The sequence below is a fragment of the Trinickia camelliae genome, from assembly GCF_053525655.1.
This window is the reverse complement of sequence record NZ_JBCHAA010000008.1, coordinates 60560-80215: the sequence shown is the minus strand read 5'-3', so window position 1 is coordinate 80215 and position 19656 is coordinate 60560. Positions and strand designations below refer to the sequence as shown.

At 65.1% G+C, this 19656-nt stretch carries 15 protein-coding genes; 12 read left to right on the top strand and 3 right to left on the bottom strand.

Going from position 1 to position 19656, the window contains the following annotated elements; translation table 11 throughout:
• Window position 1 precedes the first annotated feature (1 nt).
• Window positions 2-934 carry a bestrophin family protein gene (locus AAHK20_RS15220; protein ID WP_449182302.1) on the top strand — a complete coding sequence of 311 codons (933 nt, stop codon included), beginning with the start codon at window positions 2-4 and terminating at the stop codon, window positions 932-934.
• Between the two features lie 97 nt (window positions 935-1031).
• A complete protein-coding gene (locus tag AAHK20_RS15215) occupies window positions 1032-3140 on the top strand; it encodes an FUSC family protein (RefSeq protein WP_449182301.1) in 2109 nt (702 codons plus the stop codon).
• 6 nt (window positions 3141-3146) lie between these two features.
• Here the strand turns inward: AAHK20_RS15215 and AAHK20_RS15210 are convergent, their stop codons facing one another.
• Both AAHK20_RS15210 and AAHK20_RS15205 read right to left on the bottom strand, forming a co-directional pair.
• The gene (locus AAHK20_RS15210; protein WP_449182300.1) at window positions 3147-4220 is read right to left on the bottom strand and encodes a DMT family transporter; all 1074 of its coding nucleotides are present in this window, start codon (window positions 4218-4220) and stop codon (window positions 3147-3149) included.
• Window positions 4221-4230: 10 nt separating this feature from the next.
• On the bottom strand, window positions 4231-5010 hold the full coding sequence (locus AAHK20_RS15205) for a class I SAM-dependent methyltransferase (RefSeq protein ID WP_449182299.1): 780 nt from the start codon (window positions 5008-5010) through the stop codon (window positions 4231-4233).
• 228 nt (window positions 5011-5238) lie between these two features.
• Between AAHK20_RS15205 and AAHK20_RS15200 the strand changes: the two genes are divergently transcribed.
• From AAHK20_RS15200 to AAHK20_RS15165, 8 genes are all read left to right on the top strand, one after another.
• Entirely contained in the window at window positions 5239-5820 is a 582-nt protein-coding gene (locus AAHK20_RS15200) for a rhomboid family intramembrane serine protease (protein ID WP_449182298.1), read from the top strand.
• Window positions 5821-6840: 1020 nt separating this feature from the next.
• Entirely contained in the window at window positions 6841-8043 is a 1203-nt protein-coding gene (locus tag AAHK20_RS15195) for a nitrate/nitrite transporter (RefSeq protein WP_449182297.1), read from the top strand.
• A gap of 75 nt (window positions 8044-8118) precedes the next feature.
• On the top strand, window positions 8119-10551 hold the full coding sequence (gene nirB / locus AAHK20_RS15190; RefSeq protein ID WP_449182296.1) for a nitrite reductase large subunit NirB: 2433 nt from the start codon (window positions 8119-8121) through the stop codon (window positions 10549-10551).
• An 18-nt stretch (window positions 10552-10569) separates the two neighbouring features.
• Window positions 10570-10896: a nitrite reductase small subunit NirD gene (gene nirD, locus AAHK20_RS15185; RefSeq protein ID WP_449182295.1), complete on the top strand. Its 327-nt coding sequence runs from the start codon at window positions 10570-10572 to the stop codon at window positions 10894-10896.
• A 141-nt stretch (window positions 10897-11037) separates the two neighbouring features.
• The gene (locus AAHK20_RS15180; RefSeq protein ID WP_449182294.1) at window positions 11038-13755 is read left to right on the top strand and encodes a nitrate reductase; all 2718 of its coding nucleotides are present in this window, start codon (window positions 11038-11040) and stop codon (window positions 13753-13755) included.
• Window positions 13756-13792: 37 nt separating this feature from the next.
• A complete protein-coding gene (gene cobA, locus AAHK20_RS15175) occupies window positions 13793-14593 on the top strand; it encodes a uroporphyrinogen-III C-methyltransferase (protein WP_449182293.1) in 801 nt (266 codons plus the stop codon).
• Window positions 14594-14802: 209 nt separating this feature from the next.
• Window positions 14803-15378 carry an ANTAR domain-containing response regulator gene (locus AAHK20_RS15170; RefSeq protein ID WP_449182292.1) on the top strand — a complete coding sequence of 192 codons (576 nt, stop codon included), beginning with the start codon at window positions 14803-14805 and terminating at the stop codon, window positions 15376-15378.
• 9 nt (window positions 15379-15387) lie between these two features.
• Window positions 15388-16527, top strand: coding sequence for a CmpA/NrtA family ABC transporter substrate-binding protein (locus AAHK20_RS15165; protein ID WP_449182291.1), 1140 nt, complete (start codon window positions 15388-15390; stop codon window positions 16525-16527).
• Window positions 16528-16576: 49 nt separating this feature from the next.
• Here the strand turns inward: AAHK20_RS15165 and AAHK20_RS15160 are convergent, their stop codons facing one another.
• Complete coding sequence (locus tag AAHK20_RS15160; RefSeq protein ID WP_449182290.1) at window positions 16577-17770, bottom strand: ATP-binding protein; 1194 nt, start codon at window positions 17768-17770, stop codon at window positions 16577-16579.
• A 343-nt stretch (window positions 17771-18113) separates the two neighbouring features.
• On the opposite strand from AAHK20_RS15160, the gene AAHK20_RS15155 reads away from it, so the two are divergent.
• Both AAHK20_RS15155 and AAHK20_RS15150 read left to right on the top strand, forming a co-directional pair.
• Entirely contained in the window at window positions 18114-18620 is a 507-nt protein-coding gene (locus AAHK20_RS15155) for a 2,4'-dihydroxyacetophenone dioxygenase family protein (protein ID WP_449182289.1), read from the top strand.
• A gap of 100 nt (window positions 18621-18720) precedes the next feature.
• A complete protein-coding gene (locus tag AAHK20_RS15150; protein WP_449182288.1) occupies window positions 18721-19647 on the top strand; it encodes a 3-hydroxyacyl-CoA dehydrogenase in 927 nt (308 codons plus the stop codon).
• Window positions 19648-19656: the final 9 nt, after the last annotated feature.

Genomic DNA, 19656 nt, shown 5'->3' with positions numbered 1-19656 from the left:
GATGATCGTCCGCCCCGCCCATCATTGGTTCCGCATGCTGTTCGTCTGGAACGGCTCGGTGCTTCGTTCGATCCTGCCGCAACTCGCGTTCATGACGCTCGTGAGCGTGCTGGCCGTTGCCAACCACGGCCGCGTGTTCGGAGAAAAAATTCCACTCGAAGTCGCACCCTTCACGTTGTGCGGCGTGGCGCTGTCGATCTTCCTCGCGTTTCGGAACAACGTGAGCTTCGACCGCTATTGGGAAGCGCGGCGCATCTGGGGCCATGTGCTCAATGCGGCGCGTACGCTGGCGTCCCAGGCGCTGTGCTATCTCCCGGCCGATGACACGGAAGACGGCGCTTCACGCGGCCGGATCGAATTCGTGAATGGCGTGATCGCGTTCGTCTACGCACTCAAGCATCAGTTGCGCAGGACCGACCCCACCGCCGACTTGTCGCGCTACCTGGGCGACGAGACCGCGCATCGACTGGCGGCGCTGCATTTTCGTCCGATTGCGATCCTCAACGATCTCAGGCAGCAACTCGCCGAGCTGGAGCGGCGCGGCGCGATTTCCGGCACCCAGCTCTGGATGTTCGACGCGCAATTGAGCGAACTCGCCACGACGGTTGGCGGCTGCGAGCGGATCGCCTCGACGCCGATCCCCTACGCCTATGGCGTCATGCTGCACCGGACCGTCTACATCTATTGCGTGCTGCTGCCGTTCGGGCTCGTCGATTCGATCGGCGTAGCCACACCGATCATCTCCGTTTTCATGTCGTACACGCTGATCGCCCTCGAAGCGATCGCGAGCGAGATCGCCGAGCCGTTCGGCACCGCCCCGCACCACCTCGCGCTCGATGCGATGACGCGCAATATCGAGCGCTCGCTGCTCGAACTGTGCGGCAAGGATGTGCCCGCCGAGGCCGCGCCGGGCCCCGGTTACCTGCTGACGTAAGCACGCCCCTATTTAATTCGCGCTTTACGGCTCAATTCCCTCTCTTTACCATCATTGCCTCTCGCCGCTCGCGTCCACTCCTTCATACAGACCGTCCATGTCCAGCTTGCCCAGACGCAACCCGGCGCTCAACGCAGTGGTGCAAGCCTTGTCCCGCCTGCGGCCGTCATGGCTCGTCTATTTCTCGATCGAAGAAGCCAGCCTGTCGGAAGGATTGCGCGCCGCGTGCGCCGCGACCGCGATGCTGCTGCTTGGCAAGTGGCTGAACAATCCACTGTTCGCGTGGGCCGCGATCGGCGCGTTCTGGACCTGCCTCGCCGACGCCGCGGAATCGCCGCGCCGGCGCCTCGCGTCGATGGGCGGCTTCGCGCTCGCCTCGACGCTGTGCGGCGGCATCACCGCGTTCGCCTCGGGTGCAGGGATACCGTACGCGGTCGCCGCCGTGTTCGCGATCTCGGCGCTGGCCGGCTTGACGACGATCTTTTCCTCGGCGGCGTATCAGGTGGCGATCCTCGTCGCCGTCGCGTGCATCGTGCTGGTGGACAAGCCGCAACACGATCTCGCTACCGCCACGCCGTTGCTGGCGATCTATTTCAGCGGCTGTGTGTTCGCGACCCTCCTGAGCTTCACGGTGTGGCGCATTCACCCGTTCGCGCCGAGCCGCTACGCGCTGCGTCTCGCCTATGCGCGGCTCTCGGAGCTCGCGCGAGACTGTGCCCGGTTGATCGAAGCGAGCCATGCCGATGCCGCCGATTGGGCCCGGCACGCGACTGAAGTGCGCGCGCAGGCGCGCGCCGCGATCGAAGCGGCTTACCGCTCGCTGCTCAGCATGCCTCAGGCGCGAATCGACGGGGCCAAGGCGTATCGCAATCTCTCGTTTGCCGCAGCCGACGCGGAAAGAGTGTTTGGCTACCTGATCGCCGTCTCGAACGCGGCCGAATACGCGCACTACGGGCCGCTGCGCCGCACGCGCGCAGCACGCTGCCTGAGGGCGATGGGCGGCGTGCTGTATCGCATGGGCGAGCGATTCGAAGCGCCGTCGGCGGACTATCCCGAGTCGCTTCGGCAACATTTGCTTGCCTTGTCGAGAAGATTGAGCGCGCCTGCCGAACAGAACCTGTCGCTGCCGCCCGTGCCGGTCCATCACGGCAGCAGCGGCGGCAGTGCCGCTCGATTCGAAGAACCGTGGCCGGAAGCGCTTCGCCACACGCTGAGCACGAACTGGGAAAGCCTCAGGCAAAACGCGTCGCTCGAGTCGCTCGGCGTACGACACGCGGTGCGGCTCGCGGTCGCCACCACAGCGGCCTATGCGACGGTCAAGCTGCTGCACATGCCGAGCGGCTATTGGGCGACGATGGCGACGCTGCTCGTGCTCCAGCCCTCGAACGGCAACACCTGGATGCGGGGATTCGAACGCGCCGCGGGCAGCGCGGCAGGCGCGGCGCTTGCCGCCGCGATCGGCTCGCTGGTACAGACGCCGCTCGCGATCTCCCTGGTCGTGTTTCCGCTGGTCTGCCTGACCGTGTCGCTGCGGCGCGTCAGCTACGGTCTCTATGCGCTCTTTCTTACGCCGTCGTTCGTGCTGGTCGCCGATTTCGCCGCGCCCGCAAACGAACTCGGCTACGCCGTCGCCCGGCTTGAGAACAATTTGCTGGGATGCGTGTTTGCGCTGCTGGTCACCTATTTGCTGTGGCCCAAGCGCAATACGGACGATCTCAAGAGCGCGGTGGCCGATGCCGTTCGCAACAACCTCGCCTATCTGAGCGCCGCCTTGCATGAAACCCCGGCCACGTTTGCCGCGTGCGAGACGGCGCGCCGCCACGCTGGTCTCGCGAGCAACAATGCCGAAGACCTTTTGAAGCTCGCACGGCTCGAGCCGCTGCGCCGCACGGATGGCATGCGGGATGCGAAGGCCACGCTCGAGGTGCTGCGTCGCATCGCCGGAACGTCAACGCGACTGCGCATGTCGCGGCAAACGTCCGATACGAACCCAGCGCTTTGCGATTGGGTTGCGTCTTCGAGCGAGGAGATCGGGCAAGGCCTGTCGGGGAACGCGCCTGCGTCCGCGCCCGCGCCTTATCCGACTGCGAACCTGGCTGCGGCCGAAGCTGACGTCGTGAACGAAGTCACACAGCTATGGCATCTCGTCATGCAGGACCACGCCACGGCGAAATGGAGCGACCTGCTCAAACCCCGCCGCGCGTGATGCGCCTCAATGCGAATGCCGGTGATGGATATCCGGAAAGTGGGCATGCGTGTGCGTAATGCGCGCATGCACGTGCGGATGCGAGTGCGGCTCGTCGCCGGTATAAGGAAAGTCGTGCGTGTGCTGATGGTGTTCGTCGTGCCGATGCCGATGCGTGTGTTCGAGCGGCTCGTGCGTATGCGCATGTTCATGACGCTCGCGGATGTGGAGCCAGACGCCCACGGCCATTAGCGCGGCGGCGGCCCAGAACAGCGCGGATGGCATCTCCGGCCAGATCACGAGCGACAGCGCCACGCCGAACAACGGCGCGACCGAAAAGTAAGCCCCCGTGCGCGCCGTCCCGAGATTGCGCAGCGCGACGACGAACAGCACGAGGCTCGCGCCGTAGCCGGCGAAGCCCGTCGTCATCGCGGCAGCGGTCTTCGCGAGCGACGGAAAATGCGCGCCGAGCGCCAGCCCGATCGCCAGATTCACCGGCCCCGCGATCAGCCCCTTCAAGCACGCGATCACCATCGCATCGTTGGTCGAGACTTTGCGCGTGAGGTTGTTGTCGATCGCCCAGCACAGGCACGCGCCGGCAATCAGCAACGCGCCGAGCGGCACGCCCGCCGCGCCCGGATGCCACGACAGCAGCACACCGCCCGCAACGATCGCGACCATCCCGAGGAACACTTGCAGATCGACGTTCTCGCGAAACACGACCCACGCGATCACGGCGGTGAGCACGCCTTCTAGATTCAACAGCAGCGACCCGGTCGCGGCCGGCGTGGTGGCGAGGCCGAGCATCAAAAGCGCGGGACCGGCGACACCGCCCGCCGCGATCGCGCCGAGCAGCCACGGCACTTCGGACTTGGCGATGCGGCCTTCGTGCTGATCAGAGGCAGCGGGCGCCATCGCGCGCAGCGTCCGCTTGACTAACAGACACACGGCAAGACCGACGCCGCTTCCCACGTAGAACAGCCCCGCGACCATAAAGGGCGAGAGCGAACCGAGCAGCACACGCGCAAGCGGCGTGGTCGCGCCAAAGAGCGCGGCGGCAAGCAGCGCGGTCAGCGCCGGATTGAATCGACCACTATTCATCGAATGACACCTACTTCTTCACTGTAAAAAACGCGGCCGTTTCGTAGGGAACGGTCACGACATCCTTGCCGTTGAGCGACGGCTCCGCCGCGATCAACGCGTAGACCTCGCCATCGATCTTGGCGCGCTCGTCGGCGGGCAGCGCGGCGATGAAGCTGGTCGAGCGCACGCGCGTGACGATCACGTCTTCGGGCGCACCCGTATGGCCGTGGCTGAAGTGCTGCTCGTCGAGCGGCCCGAAACCGGGATACGGAAACGCGTTGCGCCACGCGCCCGTGTAGTAGCGCGGCGTATCGCCCTCGACACGATTGACGATCGCATCGAGCTTCGCCACCCAATCGACGCGCGCATCGCGCATGTTCCAGACGAGCCCGAGCTTGCCGCCCGGCTTCAGCACGCGCTGGATCTCCGCGAGCGCCTCGGCCTTCGCGAACCAGTGGAACGACTGCGCGCAGACCACGGCATCGACCGACGCATCGGGCAGCGGTATCGACGTGGCCGTACCCGTCTGCGCCTTGGCTTGCGGATTCTCGGCCGAGAGCTTCTCCAGCATTTCCGCAACGGGCTCGATGGCGACGACCGTGGCGCCCGTGTCGACGAGGTAGCGCGTGAACTTACCGGTGCCCGCGCCGAGATCGACCACCGTGCTGCCCGCATGAAGCCCAAGACCGTCGCGCAGCCAGCCGGCGATCTCCGGCGGATAGCCGGGCCTGCCGCGCACGTAGTTCTCCGCGCTCGTCGTGTAGCCCTCGGCTGCTGCGTGATGGATAGCGTCCGTTGCTTTCTTCACCGGTGTGCTCCTGCTCGTTCGATTCGTGTCCGCAGCGTGGCTGCCTTGGTTGGAGGCGCGCTACGCCTGATGCGGACGGAACTCGAAACTCTAGCATCGAACTTTGACAGTCTTGTCGTCGGCGTTTGAATAAGGCGTTTGAGTGTGCTGACAGACGGAGCATTCCGTGCCGCTCGTGTCCTATCCACTGTATGCGTCTCCCCGATTGGCGCATCCAGCAGGACATCCATGACCCTCGCGCTCGTCGCGCTCAACATCGCGGCGTTTCTCTTCGAGCAAGCCTATCCGCAACAGCTCATCGAACTGTTCGCGCTGTGGCCGCCTGAGCCGGCGGGCGTGCCGCCGTTTCATCTCTGGCAGCTTGTCACTTATAGCGTGCTGCATGCGAACGTCACGCATCTTGCCGTCGATGTGATCGGGCTCTATGTGTTCGGGCGTGATCTTGAGCTGGCGCTTGGGCGTATCCGGCTTGCCGAGCTGTATATCGCGAGCGTCATCGCGGGGGGGATCGTGCAGTTGGTCGCCGTTACGTCGGCTAGCGCCGGGCATCCGAGTGTTGGCGCGGCGGCCGGGTTGTTTGGCTTGCTTGTGACTTATGCCGTGCTGTTCTCGCAACGTCGCGTTGTGCCGCTGCTGTCGTTTTTGCCGATGCCGGCGCGATACTTTGCTATTGGCTATGCTGCGCTGGCGTTGTTGCTGAGCGCGAGCGGCGGCGTGCCGGGTATTGCGCGGTTTTCGCATTTGGGGGGCATCGTTGGTGCTGTTGTTTGTTTGCTCTATTGGTCGCATAAGCCGCGGCATCCGCAATAAGGGCCGCTGACCTTTGGTTTTGGTTCGTTAGCGTTTGTTGTGCAACTTTGAATTCGCGCCGGTCCGTTTAATCCGTCCCTCCCCGGGACCGGGGTCACTTTGGTCCTTGCCCAAAGTAACCAAAAGCGCGTCCTGGGCGGACGGCCTTAGCCCGGAGGCACTCAACCCTGTTAGTACCGGTGTTCCAAGCGCAACCGTGGGAAACCGTTACTACTCGACGTGCGTCCCGTTAGTACGCGGCACGGAATTGCGTCCGCTCGCGTCAAAGCGGCGCTGGAGGTCAGGAGAGGTCTAAAGAGGCTGTCTTGCAACGCGGCTCATGCGCTGGGCTTGCCTTCAATCGTAGGCAGCGTGGGGCGCGGCCAAATCGACGGCTTCGATTTGTTGCGACTCTGCTCAATTCCGTGCCGCGTGCTACCGGGCCGCGCGGCGAGTAGTAACGGTTTCCCACGGTTGTGCTCGGGACACCGGTACTAACAGGGTTGAGTGCTTCCGGGCAAGGCCGTCCGCCCAGGACGCGCTTTTGGTTACTTTGGGCAAGGACCAAAGTAACCCCGGTCCCGGGGAGGGACGGACCATACGGAACGGCGCGAATTCAAAGTTGCACGACAAACCCAAACAAACCAACGCAAAACCCGCAAAGCCCAGAAACAGCCCCTCCCCCAAACCGATGCACACCGCGCCGATCCTGTGCGGCAGCACGGCGTGCCGCACTGCTGCGGTGCAACAGCACGATTTGGTGCAAACAGCCCAAACCCGCGCCAGCATTGGCTTTCCAGCAATGGTGCAACTTGGCACGGACGTTGCGTAATGTGTGCCCGTACCCGGCAACGGCGCCGGGCAGCAAGCATCACCGGGCACGCGCAAGATCATTGGATCAATCCGCAGCCCACCAGGACAACGGCGTCCCCTCGTGCATCGACACGGGCGGACGCCGTTTTTATTTGGTCGAGCAAGGACGCTTCGACGCCTAGCCGCGAGGGTTCATCTCCCCCTCGTAGCACGACGACGGAACTCAACATGGACCGCAGCTTCTGGCGCAGTGGGCACACCCCAACGCTCTTCTCTGCCTTCCTCTATTTCGACCTGAGCTTCATGGTCTGGTATCTGCTCGGGCCGCTGCAGATCCAGATCGCAAAGACGCTCGAACTCTCGACTCAGCAGCGCGCGCTGATGGTCGCCACTCCGATCCTCGCCGGCGCGCTGTTGCGCCTGCCGATGGGCATGCTCGCCGATCGCATCGGCGCGAAGCGTGCGGGCCTGCTCGGTCAGATCGTCGTGATCGCCGCGCTGTTCGGCACGTGGCGCATCGGCATTCACAGCATGGCGCAGGCGCTGGTGTTCGGCGCACTCCTCGGCGTCGCGGGCGCGTCGTTCGCCGTCGCCCTGCCGCTCGCGTCGCGCTGGTATCCGCCGCAGCATCAAGGCACCGCGATGGGCATCGCCGGCGCGGGCAACTCGGGTACCGTGCTGGCCGCGCTGTTCGCGCCCGCGCTCGCCGTCGCGCTCGGCTGGCAGAACGTGTTCGGCATCGCCTGCATTCCCCTCGCCTTCGCGCTCGTCATCTATTTCTTCTGCGCGAAAGACGCGCCGCGTCCCTCGGAGCACAAGCATCTGCGCGACTACGGCCGCATGCTCGCGAACCGCGACGCGTGGTGGTTCATGTTCTTCTACGCGCTCACGTTCGGCGGCTTCTCGGGCTTCGCGAGCTCGCTGCCCGGCTACTTCCACGATCAATTCGCGTTCGATCCGAAGACCGCCGGCTATGCGACCGCCGCCTGCGTGTTCGCGGGCTCGGTGATGCGTCCGTTCGGCGGGCTGCTCGCCGACCGCATCGGCGGCACGCGTTCGCTTTTGACGGTGTACGGCGCGGTTGCTGCGCTGATCGGCACCGCGGGTTTCAGTGCGGGCGCGCCCGCCGTGTCGCTCGCGCTCTTCATCGTCGCGATGCTGTGCCTCGGCATGGGCAACGGCGCGGTGTTTCAGCTCGTGCCGCAGCGCTTCGCAAAGGACATCGGCGTGATGACCGGACTGGTCGGCATGGCGGGTGGCGTCGGCGGCTTCGCGCTGGCCGCGAGCCTCGGCGCGATCAAGCAGGCCACCGGCTTCTACTCCGCCGGGCTGTGGCTCTTCGCATGCCTCGTGGCGCTCGGCTGGCTCGGCCTTGCCAACGTCAAGCGCCGCTGGCGCACGTCGTGGACCGGCGCGACGGCCCGCGTTTGAGCGCGCTTCAAACGCAAAGCACTGAATAGCACCGAATCGAATCGCACCAGCATCGACCTTGTAGGAACAGACATCATGAACAAGCCCCGTCTCGTCGTCATCGGCAATGGCATGGCCGGCATCCGCACGATCGAAGAGCTGCTCGCGCTCGCTCCCGATCACTACGACATCACCGTGTTCGGCGCGGAGCCGCATCCGAACTACAACCGCATCCTGCTGTCGCCCGTGCTCGCCGGCGAGCAGAAGTTCGACGACATCGTCCTCAATCCGCTCGCGTGGTATGAGGAAAACGGCGTGCATCTGCACCTCGGCAAGACGATCACGAAGATCGACCGCAAGCAGCGCGTCGTCGCCACCGATGACGGCGTCGAGGCTCCCTACGACCGCCTGCTGATCGCGACCGGTTCGTCGCCGTTCATCCTGCCGGTGCCGGGCAAGGACCTCAAAGGCGTGATCACCTATCGCGACATCTACGATACGGAAGCGATGATCGAAGCCGCGAAGGTCAAGAAGCACGCGGTGGTGATCGGCGGCGGCTTGTTGGGCCTCGAAGCCGCGAACGGCCTGAAGCTGCGCGGCATGGAAGTGACCGTCGTGCACCTCGCCGATACGCTGCTCGAACGCCAGCTCGACGCGACCGCAGGCAAGCTGCTGCAGCGCTCGCTCGAAGAACGCGGGCTCGCGTTCCTGCTGTCGAAGGCGACGACCGAAATCATCGGCAACGATGCGGGCGACGTGACGGGCGTGCGCTTCAAGGACGGCGGCGAGATCCCCGCCGACCTCGTCGTAATGGCCGCCGGCATCCGCCCGAACACGACCCTCGCCGAATCGGCGGGGCTGCATTGCAATCGCGGCATCGTCGTCAACGACACGCTGCAAACGTACGACCCGCGCGTCTACGCGGTCGGCGAATGCGTGAGCCATCGCGGCGTCGCCTACGGCCTCGTCGCGCCGCTCTTCGAGCAGGCCAAGGTGTGCGCGAACCACCTCGCGCTGATGGGCATCGGCAGCTACAAGGGTTCGGTGCTGTCGACGAAGCTCAAGGTGACGGGCATCGACCTCTTTTCCGCGGGCGACTTTCTGGGCAGCGACGGCACGGAGGAGATCGTGCTGTCCGATCCTTCGGGCGGCGTCTACAAGAAGCTCGTGATCAAGGACGATCAGCTCGTCGGCGCATGCCTCTATGGCGACACGGCGGACGGCGCGTGGTACTTCAAGCTGCTGCGCGAAGGCCGCAAGCTTGGCGAGTTGCGCGACCACATCATGTTCGGCGAATCGAGCATCGGCGACGCGGGCGTGTCGGGCCACGACAAGGCCGCTTCGATGGCCGACAGCGACGAAGTCTGCGGCTGCAACGGCGTGTGCAAAGGCACGATCGTCAAGGCCATCACCGAGAAGGGCCTCTTCACGCTCGACGACGTCAAGAAGCACACCAAGGCCGCGAGCTCCTGCGGCTCGTGCTCGGGTCTCGTCGAGCAGATCCTGATGAGCACGGTCGGCACGAGCTTCCAGGAAACGCCGAAGACGAAGGCCATCTGCGGCTGCACCGACCGCAGCCACGACGAAGTGCGCAAGGCCATCCGCGAGCACAAGCTGTTCTCGCACCAGGCCGTCTACGACTTCCTCGAATGGCGCACGCCGAACGGCTGCGCGACCTGCCGCCCCGCGATCAACTACTACCTGATCTCGACCTGGCCGCGCGACGCCGTCGACGATCCGCAAAGCCGCTTCGTCAACGAGCGCGTGCACGCGAACATCCAGAAAGACAACACTTTCTCGGTGGTGCCGCAGATGAAGGGCGGCGTGACGACGCCCGACGAATTGCGCCGCATCGCCGATGTCGCCGACAAGTACCAGATCCCGATGGTCAAGGTCACGGGCGGCCAGCGCATCGACTTGCTCGGCGTGAAGAAAGAAGACCTCGTCAACGTGTGGAAGGACCTCGGCATGAAGTCGGGCCACGCGTACGGCAAATCGATCCGCACCGTGAAAACCTGCGTGGGCAGCGAGTTCTGCCGCTTCGGCACGCAGAACAGCACGCAGATGGGCATCGATCTCGAGACGATGCTCGCGAACATGTGGTCGCCGCACAAAGTGAAGCTCGCCGTGTCCGGCTGCCCGCGCAATTGCGCGGAGGCCGGCATCAAGGACGTCGGCGTGATCGCGGTCGATTCCGGCTGGGAGCTTTACGCCGGCGGCAACGGCGGCATCAAGACCGAAGTCGCGCAATTCCTCGCCAAGGTGAAGACCTCCGACGAAGTGAAGGAATACAGCGGCGCCTTCCTGCAGCTCTATCGCGAGGAAGCGCACTACCTCGATCGCACCGTGCACTACATCGCGCGCGTCGGGCTCGACTACGTCAAGAAGAAGATCGTCGACGATGCCGCGAACCGCAAGGCGCTGTACGAACGCCTGCTGTACTCGCTCGAAGGACTGCCCGATCCGTGGGAAGCCCGCGTGGGCGGTGTGCAGAAGAACGAGTACATCCCGATCAAAGTCGTCGCTTAAGGAATCAAGGAACGGGTCATGGATATGCAATTCCCTTCGACGTGGACTCACGTGTGCAACGTGTCCGACATTCCGCGTCTCGGCAGCCGCGTGCTCGAGCGCGAGCAAGGCAACGTCGCGATCTTCCGCACCGCGACGGACAAGGTGTTCGCGCTGCTCGACCACTGCCCGCACAAAGGCGGTGCGCTCTCGCAAGGCATCGTGCATGGCGAGGCTGTCACGTGTCCGCTGCACGCGTGGAATATCGAACTCGCAAGCGGCGAGGCGCGCGCGCCAGATGAAGGCTGCGCGCGGCGCTTTCCGGTGAAGGTGGAAGGCGAAGCGGTATTCGTCAGCCTCGCTTAAGCCATATAAGCCGCTTGAATCGATTGAATCGCCCTCAACCGCCACGAACGCCAATGATATGAACGGCCCCCACGCTCGCATTCGCTCGCTGCCCCCCGGGGGGGCCGATGCCTCCCTTGGGGCGGCCCGGCGGGAGGCATCATGAAAACCGTCACCCGTTCCACCTGTTGCTATTGCGGCGTGGGCTGTGGCGTGCTCGTCGAAGCCGAGGACGGCCGCATCACCGGCATTCAAGGCGATCCGGAGCACCCGGCGAACTACGGCCGGCTGTGCACCAAGGGCCGCTCGCTGCCGCTGACGGTGCAAAGCGCGACGGGCCGCCTGCTGCGCCCCGAAGTGCGCGCGACGCGCGACGCCGAGCGCGAGAGCGCCGACTGGTCGAGCGCGCTCGATCTCGTCGCCGAGCGTTTCGCTGACATCGTCGAACAGCATGGCCCCGATGCGGTCGCGTTCTACATCTCCGGCCAGTTGCTGACCGAGGACTACTACGTCTTCAACAAGCTCGCGAAGGGGCTCGTCAAGACCAACAACATCGATACCAATTCGCGCCTGTGCATGTCGAGCGCGGTCACCGCGTACAAGAAAGCGTTCGGCGCGGACGGCCCGCCCACTTGCTACGAAGACCTCGAACTCGCGCAGACCGTGCTGTTCGCGGGTAGCAACATGGCGTACGCGCATCCGGTGCTGTTCAGGCGGCTCGAAGAAGCGAAGGCGAAGAATCCGGACATCCGCTGGATCGTCGTCGATCCGCGCCGCACCGACATGGCCGCGATGGCCGACTTGCATCTCGCGATCCAGCCCGGCACCGACGTCGCGCTGTTCAACGGCATGCTGCATCACCTCATCTGGGAAGGCCTGCTCGACCGCGCGTACATCGACGCGCACACCGAAGGCTTCGATGCGCTGAAGACGCTCGTGCGCGAGTACACGCCGCGCATGGCGGCCGAAATCTGCGGGATCGAAGAGCGCGCGCTGCTGCAGGCTGCCGAGTGGTTCGGCGCGAGCCCAGCGGCGCTCTCGCTTTATTGCATGGGCCTCAATCAATCGAGCCACGGCACCGACAAGAACCTCGCGCTCATCAACCTGCATCTCGCGACGCGCCAAGTCGGCCGTCCCGGCGCGGGGCCGTTCTCGCTGACGGGGCAGCCCAACGCGATGGGCGGACGCGAAGTCGGCGGCATGGCGACGATGCTCGCCGCGCATCGCGACATCGGCAATGCCGGGCACCGTGCCGAAGTGGAAGCGCTGTGGGGCGTGGAAGGACTGTCGGATCGGCCCGGGCTGCCCGCCGTCGAGATGTTCGAAGCGGTGCGCAGCGGCAAGATCAAGGCGATCTGGATCGCGTGCACGAACCCCATGCATTCGATGCCCGACATCGTGCGCGTGCGCGAAGCGTTGAAGACCGCCGAATTCGTCGTCGTGCAGGAAGCGTTCGCGCAGACCGATACCGTCCCCTACGCGGACGTGCTGCTACCCGCTGCGAGCTGGGGCGAAAAATCGGGCACCGTCACGAATTCGGAGCGGCGCATCTCGCGCTTGCAAGCGGCCGTCGATGCGCCCGGAGAAGCGAAGCCCGATTGGTGGATCGTCAACGAAGTCGCGCGACGCATCGAAGCGCGCTTGTCGTCGCAGACGCCAAGCTTGTTCGGCTTCGACACGCCGCAAGCCGTCTTCGACGAACATCGCACCCTCACTGCGGGACGCGATCTGGATATCGGCGGGTTGTCGTACGCGAAGCTCGAAACCGATGGCCCGCAGCAGTGGCCGTTCGCGGCCGATGCGGCGCAGGGCCAGGCCCGCCGCTATACCGACGGCATCTTCGCCACCGCCGACGGCCGCGCGCGCTTTCATGCGACGCGCTATCTGCCGGTCGCCGAACCCGTCGATGCGCGCTATCCGTTCCGCCTCGTGACCGGACGCCTGCGCGACCAATGGCACGGCATGAGCCGCACCGGCCGCGTCGGCGCGTTGTTCGCGCACGCGCCGGAGCCCGCGCTCACGATGCATCGCGCGGACGCCGCGCGGCGCGGCTTCAAGGACGGCGACCTCGTCACCATCGCGAGCCGCCGCGGCTCGCTCGTGCTGCCGGTGCAAATCTCGGACGATGTCGCCTCGGGCACCGTGTTCGCGCCGATGCACTGGAACGGGCAATTCCTCAACAGCGGCGGCATCAACGAAACGACGGTGCCCGCCGTCGACCCGCATTCCGCGCAGCCCGAACTGAAGCATGCGGCAGTGCGGGTGCAGGCGGCGGACCTGCCGTGGCGTCTCGTTGCCGCCAAACGCGGCGGCGATGGCGCCGCCGACGTGCTCGCGCTGCACGCCGCCGTGCAGCCGCTGTTGCGCGAGCGGCGCTACGCGTCGGTGCGGATCGACGCCGACGAGAACGGTGGCGAGATGCTGATCGTCTCGGCCGCCGACGTTCGCGCACCTGCCGAATGGCTCGATCGCCTTCACGACGCGCTCGGCCTGCCGCGCGGCGAGGACCTGCTCGAATACCGCGACGCGCGGCGCGGCCACGAGAAACGCGTCGCGTGGCACGACAACATGATCGACGGCTTTATGCTCGCGGGCGGCGCCAGCGGCACGACCGGCGCGGCCGCGCTGATCGACCGCATCCGCGAAGCGGCGCCGTGGAGAGGCCCGCGCCATGCGGTCTTCGTCGAAGGCAAGCGCGCGCCGCGCGACCGCGTGATCTGCAACTGCAAGCAGGTCACGCAATCGCAGATCGCGGAAGCAATCGCGGCGGGCGCGGACCTCGCCGAATTGAAATCGACACTCGGCTGCGGCAGCGTGTGCGGCTCGTGCGTGCCGGAAATCCGGCGCCTCTATGACGCCGCGCCTGCCGCCGCGCATTGATTCTCTGCATCGCTGCTGAAACATGAAGGACACGACGATGGTTACTGGCAAAGTCACCCTGTTGAGCGCCGGCCCCGGCGACCTGGATCTGCTGACGATCCGCGCCGCCCGCGCGCTCGAACGCGCCGACGTCCTCTTGCTCGACGACCTCGCGAACGCGCAGCTCGCGACGCTCGCGCCGAACGCGCGCGTGATCCGCGTCGGCAAGCGCGGCGGCTGCAGATCGACGCCGCAGGCGTTCATTCAGCGGCTCATGCGCCGCTATGCGGCCAAAGGGCTTCACGTCGTGCGCGCGAAAGGCGGCGAAGCGCTGCTGTTCGGCCGCGCCGGCGAAGAAATCGCGGACCTGCGCCGCGCGGGCATCGAAGTCGAGATCGTCAACGGCATTTCGTCGGGATTCGCGGCGGCGGCGGGACTGGGCGTGTCGCTCACGCATCGCGAGCATTGCCAGGGCGTGACGTTCGTCACCGCGCATCTGCAGGACGACAGCGAGCCCGATTGGGCCGCGCTCGCCGCGACGCGCACGACGCTCGCGATCTACATGGGCATGAGCCGGATCGAGCATGTCTGTGCGCGGCTTGCGGAAACGCTCGCACCGTCGACGCCCACAGCCGTCGTCCAATGGGCGGGATCGGCCAACGAGCGGCGCCTCTTGAGCCGCCTCGGACGCTTGGCCGACGATGCCGCTGCGGCCGGGTTCGGCAGTCCAGCGGTGATTCTGATCGGCGACGCGATCGGCGAGGCCGAGGGGTTTGCGCTCGATTCTTCGACTTCGGGGCAAGACGATGCCAACGAGGCCCAGCGCCAAAAGCTCGACAGGTACGCGTATGCGGCCTGACCGACGCGACTGCGCCCAATTCCGCACGGACAGCCGCACCGCCGAGCGCCTTGCCGGAGCGCGCCGACGCCGGGCCTCGTCAGCCGCGCGCACGCAGCGCTCACGCGAACCGCTCGAACCTGCGTATATTGAACACATGACCGCCGAGCCGCCCTGCGCGCGGCGGCGTCGAGCCACTGGAACCTGATCTGCCGAGCCTTCCCTCCCCCATGCTGCGCGTGCTGCTCGTCACCGACACCGACAAACCCATCGGCGATTTGCGCGAGGCGCTCGCGCGCCTCGGCTACGACATGCTGCCCGAAGCGGCGACGCCCCAGGCGCTGCCGAAAGTCGTCGAAAGCGAGCGGCCGGACGTCGTCATCATCGATACCGAATCGCCGTCGCGCGACACGCTCGAACAGCTCGCCGTGATGAACGAAACGGCGCCGCGTCCCGTGCTGATGTTCAGCAGCGACGCGAACCAGCAGTTGATCCGCGCGGCCGTCGGCGCGGGCGTGACGGCTTATCTCGTCGAGGGACTCGCGGCCGAGCGGCTCGCGCCGATTCTCGAGGTCGCGCTCGCGCGCTTCGCGCATGAAGCGAAGCTGCGCCAGCGTCTTCACCAAGTCGAAGGCGAATTGGCCGACCGCAAGATGATCGACCGCGCCAAACGCCTCTTGATGGACCGCCGCAAGATGTCCGAGCAGGAAGCGTACGCGACGCTGCGCAAGCGCGCGATGGACCAGGGCATCAAGGTTGCCGAAGTCGCGCGGCAGCTCGTCTCGATGGCCGATCTTCTCGGTTGACCGCACGATATGACTACGCCAACACCCTCCCCCGCGCATTCAGCCGAAGACGCGCACGGCAAGCCCGAGAAGACGCATCTGAGCCTCGGCTTCGTCGCGCTTTCCGACGTCGCGCCGCTCGTCGCCGCCAAGGTGCTCGAATTCGGCCACAGTCACGGGCTCACGCTCGAACTCTGCCGTCAGCCTTCATGGGCTGCCGTGCGCGACAAGCTGCTCTCGGGCGAGCTCGACGCCGCGCATGCGCTGTATGGGCTCGTCTACGGCGTGCAGCTCGGCATCGGCGGGCCGCAGGCCGATATGGCCGTGCTGCTCGTGCTCAATCGCAACGGACAAGGCATCACGCTTTCGAACCGGCTCACGCAAGCCGTGAAGGAGCATGGCGGGCTGAAAGCGGGGCTCGCGTCGTTGAACCGCGTGCCGGTCTTTGCGCAGACGTTTCCGACCGGCACGCACGCGATGTGGCTCTACTACTGGCTCGCCGCTCAGGGCGTGCATCCGTTGCGCGATATTCAAAGCGTGGTGATTCCGCCGCCGCAGATGGTCGATGCGCTGGCCGAAGACAAGCTCGACGGCTTCTGCGCCGGCGAACCTTGGAATGCGGTGGCCGAAGCGCGGCGCGCTGGAAAGACCGCGATTGCGACGAGCGACATCTGGCCCGGTCATCCGGAGAAAGTGCTGGCATGCCGGCGCGATTTCGTGTCGCTGTATCCGAATACGGCGCGTGCGCTCGTGCAGACGATGCTCGAAGCGTGCCGCTGGGTCGATACGCGCGAGCATCGTTCGGAGATTTCCGCTTGGCTCGCGAAGCCCGAGGTGCTCAACGTGCCGCGCGAAGTGATCGAGCCGAGGCTCGTCGGCGTCTATGAAGGCGCGCAGTTCGCGAAGCCGCCGCTCGCGATGAGCTTTTTCGACGGCGGCAAGGTCAACTACCCGCGGCCGTCGGACGGCGAGTGGTTTCTCGCGCAATACCGTCGATGGAATTTGCTGCGTGATGGGGACAGCGCGGGCGATGCGGCGATTGCCGCCGGCATCAATCAGACGGCGCTGTATCGCGAAGCGGCGGCGCTCTGCGACGTGGAGATTCCGGAGGAGACGCGCGTCGATGTGCTGTTCGACGGACAAACGTGGGGCGGCGGCGCGGGCAAATAACGCGGGCAAATAGTGTCCGCTTTGCCGGACTATTGAAGTCGCCCGTCCATCACGCGAGCGGCACGATAATGCGCACCCAAAGCCCGCCGTCGGGATGATTGCCGAGCTTGAGCTTGGCGCCGCAGCTTTCGGCGAGCCGTCCTACGATCGAGAGCCCCAACCCCCAGTGCTCGCCGAGATCGCCTGCCGCATTGCGAGGCGCGGACCGCTGAAGCACCTCCGCAAAGTCGCGCTCCTCGATGCCTTCGCCGTGATCGCGCACGCTGAGCGTCCAGGCGCGCGGGCTGCCCGTCGTGCGGATCTCGACCGGCGGCGCGCCGTGCGCGAGCGCATTGCCGACGAGGTTGCCGATCATGCGCTCGAGCGCCGCGCGCGGCAGCATGAATTGCGGCCCGGCCTTGAGATGGAGCACGACCGATTGATCCTCGCCCGAGCCGCTCTGTAATGACCAATCGCGCAAAAACCAATCGACGGGTACGAGCGGTGTATCGGTTGAATCAGGCTCGGCATGCGGCGCCGCCACTCCGGCGAATTGATTCGCGACCGCCGTGAACGCCTCGATTTCCTCGATGAACGCCGCGCGCTGGTGCCACTTGCCGACGGTCAGAGCACGCGTGCGAAGCCGCGAGACCCGCTCGTCGACGTGACGCGCGAACGCCGACATCACCTCCGACTGTTCCTCCAATGCACGCTTTCGACTGCACATGAGCTGGCGCAGCGTGCACGCGACCCGGCGCACGTCGCGCGGCGCGTCCTCGAAGGCCGCCCAAGCGCCGCAAGCATGCGATTCGCGGATCGTGCGCGCGAGCGAGCGCCACGCGCGCTGCGTGCGGCGCGACCACAAGCACACCGCCAGCAGCGCGAGCGGCGCAACGAGGATCAAAGCCGCGCCGCGAGCATCGAACGACGCATTCGGTCCACCGTCGTCCGGCAATCGTGCATCGGCGGTTCGTCGAAATGCGCACGGCCAATACGCTTCGGTCAACACATTGCGAACAATCGGCGCGCTCAGATCGACGATGCGCGGTTTGATGGCGATAGCGGGTTTGATCGGCGGCGCGCCGGTGATGGCGATATCGAATTGGCCGCTGTCTTGCTCGCTGGCGTCCATGCGCGGGCTCGCCGCCGCGAGCGCGAAGCCGTCGTCGCGCGACATTGCGGGCGTCAGAAATTGAACTCCGCCGTGCACGGCAAGCAGCATGGCGACCGGCAGAAGCACGGTTCGTGCAAACCAAGTATTCACGATGATTCTTCGCTGTTTCTTGACCAAGTTGCCCTTCGGCCATGTGCGCTGCCAGCTTAGGGCCCAGACAATGATCGCTGAAACGACGTTGGGCAAAACATCGAGAATCCCGGGAATCTGACCTCTGCTTACCGGATCTTTCGGGGTAGGAGCGCAATTTACGACTGAACTTTGCTTCCCGTCCTGGGGAGAAACAACTGGCGCGCAAAGTACAAACTCCGGCGGCACGGGTCAAGTTCCCATGGGTGACTTTCGATTGAATAGGGACTGGAAATTGTGCACCAGCGCACATCGGCGCCTTTCCTTTCCGTTCCTTTCCTCGGCACAACCGGAGACACCTTCCATGAATGCAGAAGCTACGCTAGCCCTTAACGACGTTTCCGCGATCGACACGGTCCATATCGGCGGAAACGCCACGCCATGGATTCCCTTCGCTCCCATCAACGACAAAATTCTACTCAAGTACTTCAAGATCAATCCCGTCACAGGCGAAGTGGTCTTGCTCATGAAGGCGGCCAAAGGCGAAGGCGCGCATATTCATCGCCATACCGGGACGGTGATGGTCTACACACTCAGCGGTCGATGGAAATACGACCAGCACGATTGGATCGCGCAAGCCGGCGATTTCGTGTTTGAGCCCTCGGAGTCGTCACACTCGTTCACGAATCTCTCCGACGACGACAATGGTATGGCGCTCGTGGTGTCGACCGGTGAACTCCACTTCCTTGACGAAGACGGCAAGGTCACGTTCGTCGAAACATGGCGGACGGCTTTGAGCCGCTATCAGGAGTACTGCAAAGCCAATCGGCTGCCCGAGATCGACCTGATCGGCTGCCAGGGCGGCCGCTAAGCGACGTCGAAGGGCCCTACCGTTTCGAAATATTCGAGGGAGCCAGTCATTGGCTCCCACCGATCCACCCGATATACGATACGCACCGTACCCGTCACTCATGCCTTCTCATTCGCTTAACGACAATCAGCCGATCGCACGCATCCTGGTGGCCGGCACCGGCGTGCTGGGCGCGCAGATCGCCTTTCAGTGCGCGTTTTCCGGCGTCGACGTCGTAACCTACGACGTCGACGCCGCCTGCCTGGATCGCGCGAACGCCCGTTTTGATGCGCTAGGCCGTGCTTACGCTGCGGACCTCGGCGCCCCTCGCGAGCAAATCGAAGCCACGCTGGAGCGCATCGAGGCCACCACCGACCTCGCTTCGGCTGTTGCCGGCGTGGACCTCGTCATTGAGGCCATCCCCGAGGATCTCGCAATCAAGCAGTCGTTCTACCGCTCACTGTCGGCGGTAGCGCCGGCCGGCGCCATCTTTGCGAGCAACTCGTCGACGCTGGTGCCGAGCCAGTTCGCAACGTTCACCGACCGGCCCGAGCGCGTGCTGAGCCTGCATTTCGCGAACGAGATATGGAAGCACAATATCGCGGAGATCATGGGGCATCCGGGCACCGACCCCGCCGTATTCGCGCGCGTGGTTGAGTTTGCGCGTCGTATCGGCATGGTGCCTTTGCCGCTGCGCAAGGAGCAGTCCGGCTGCCTGCTGAACACCATGCTCATCCCGATGTTGATCGCCGCGCTGGGTCTGTTGGTCAACGACGTCGCCGATGTTCAGACGATCGACAAGGCGTGGATGATTGCCAAGGAGGATCGAATGGGCCCTTTCGGCGTTCTCGACAGAATCGGCATGACGACCGTCTATAACGTGACCCGCGCACTAGCGGAACGGACTGGTGATTCGACGCATCAGCGCATGGCTGACTACGTGAAAACCCATTTCATCGATACCGGGCATATCGGCGAGTCGGCGGGACGTGGCTTCTATCAGTATCCCGATCCGGAATTCCTGAATCCAACGTTCATCGCCGCGTGAAACCCAGGG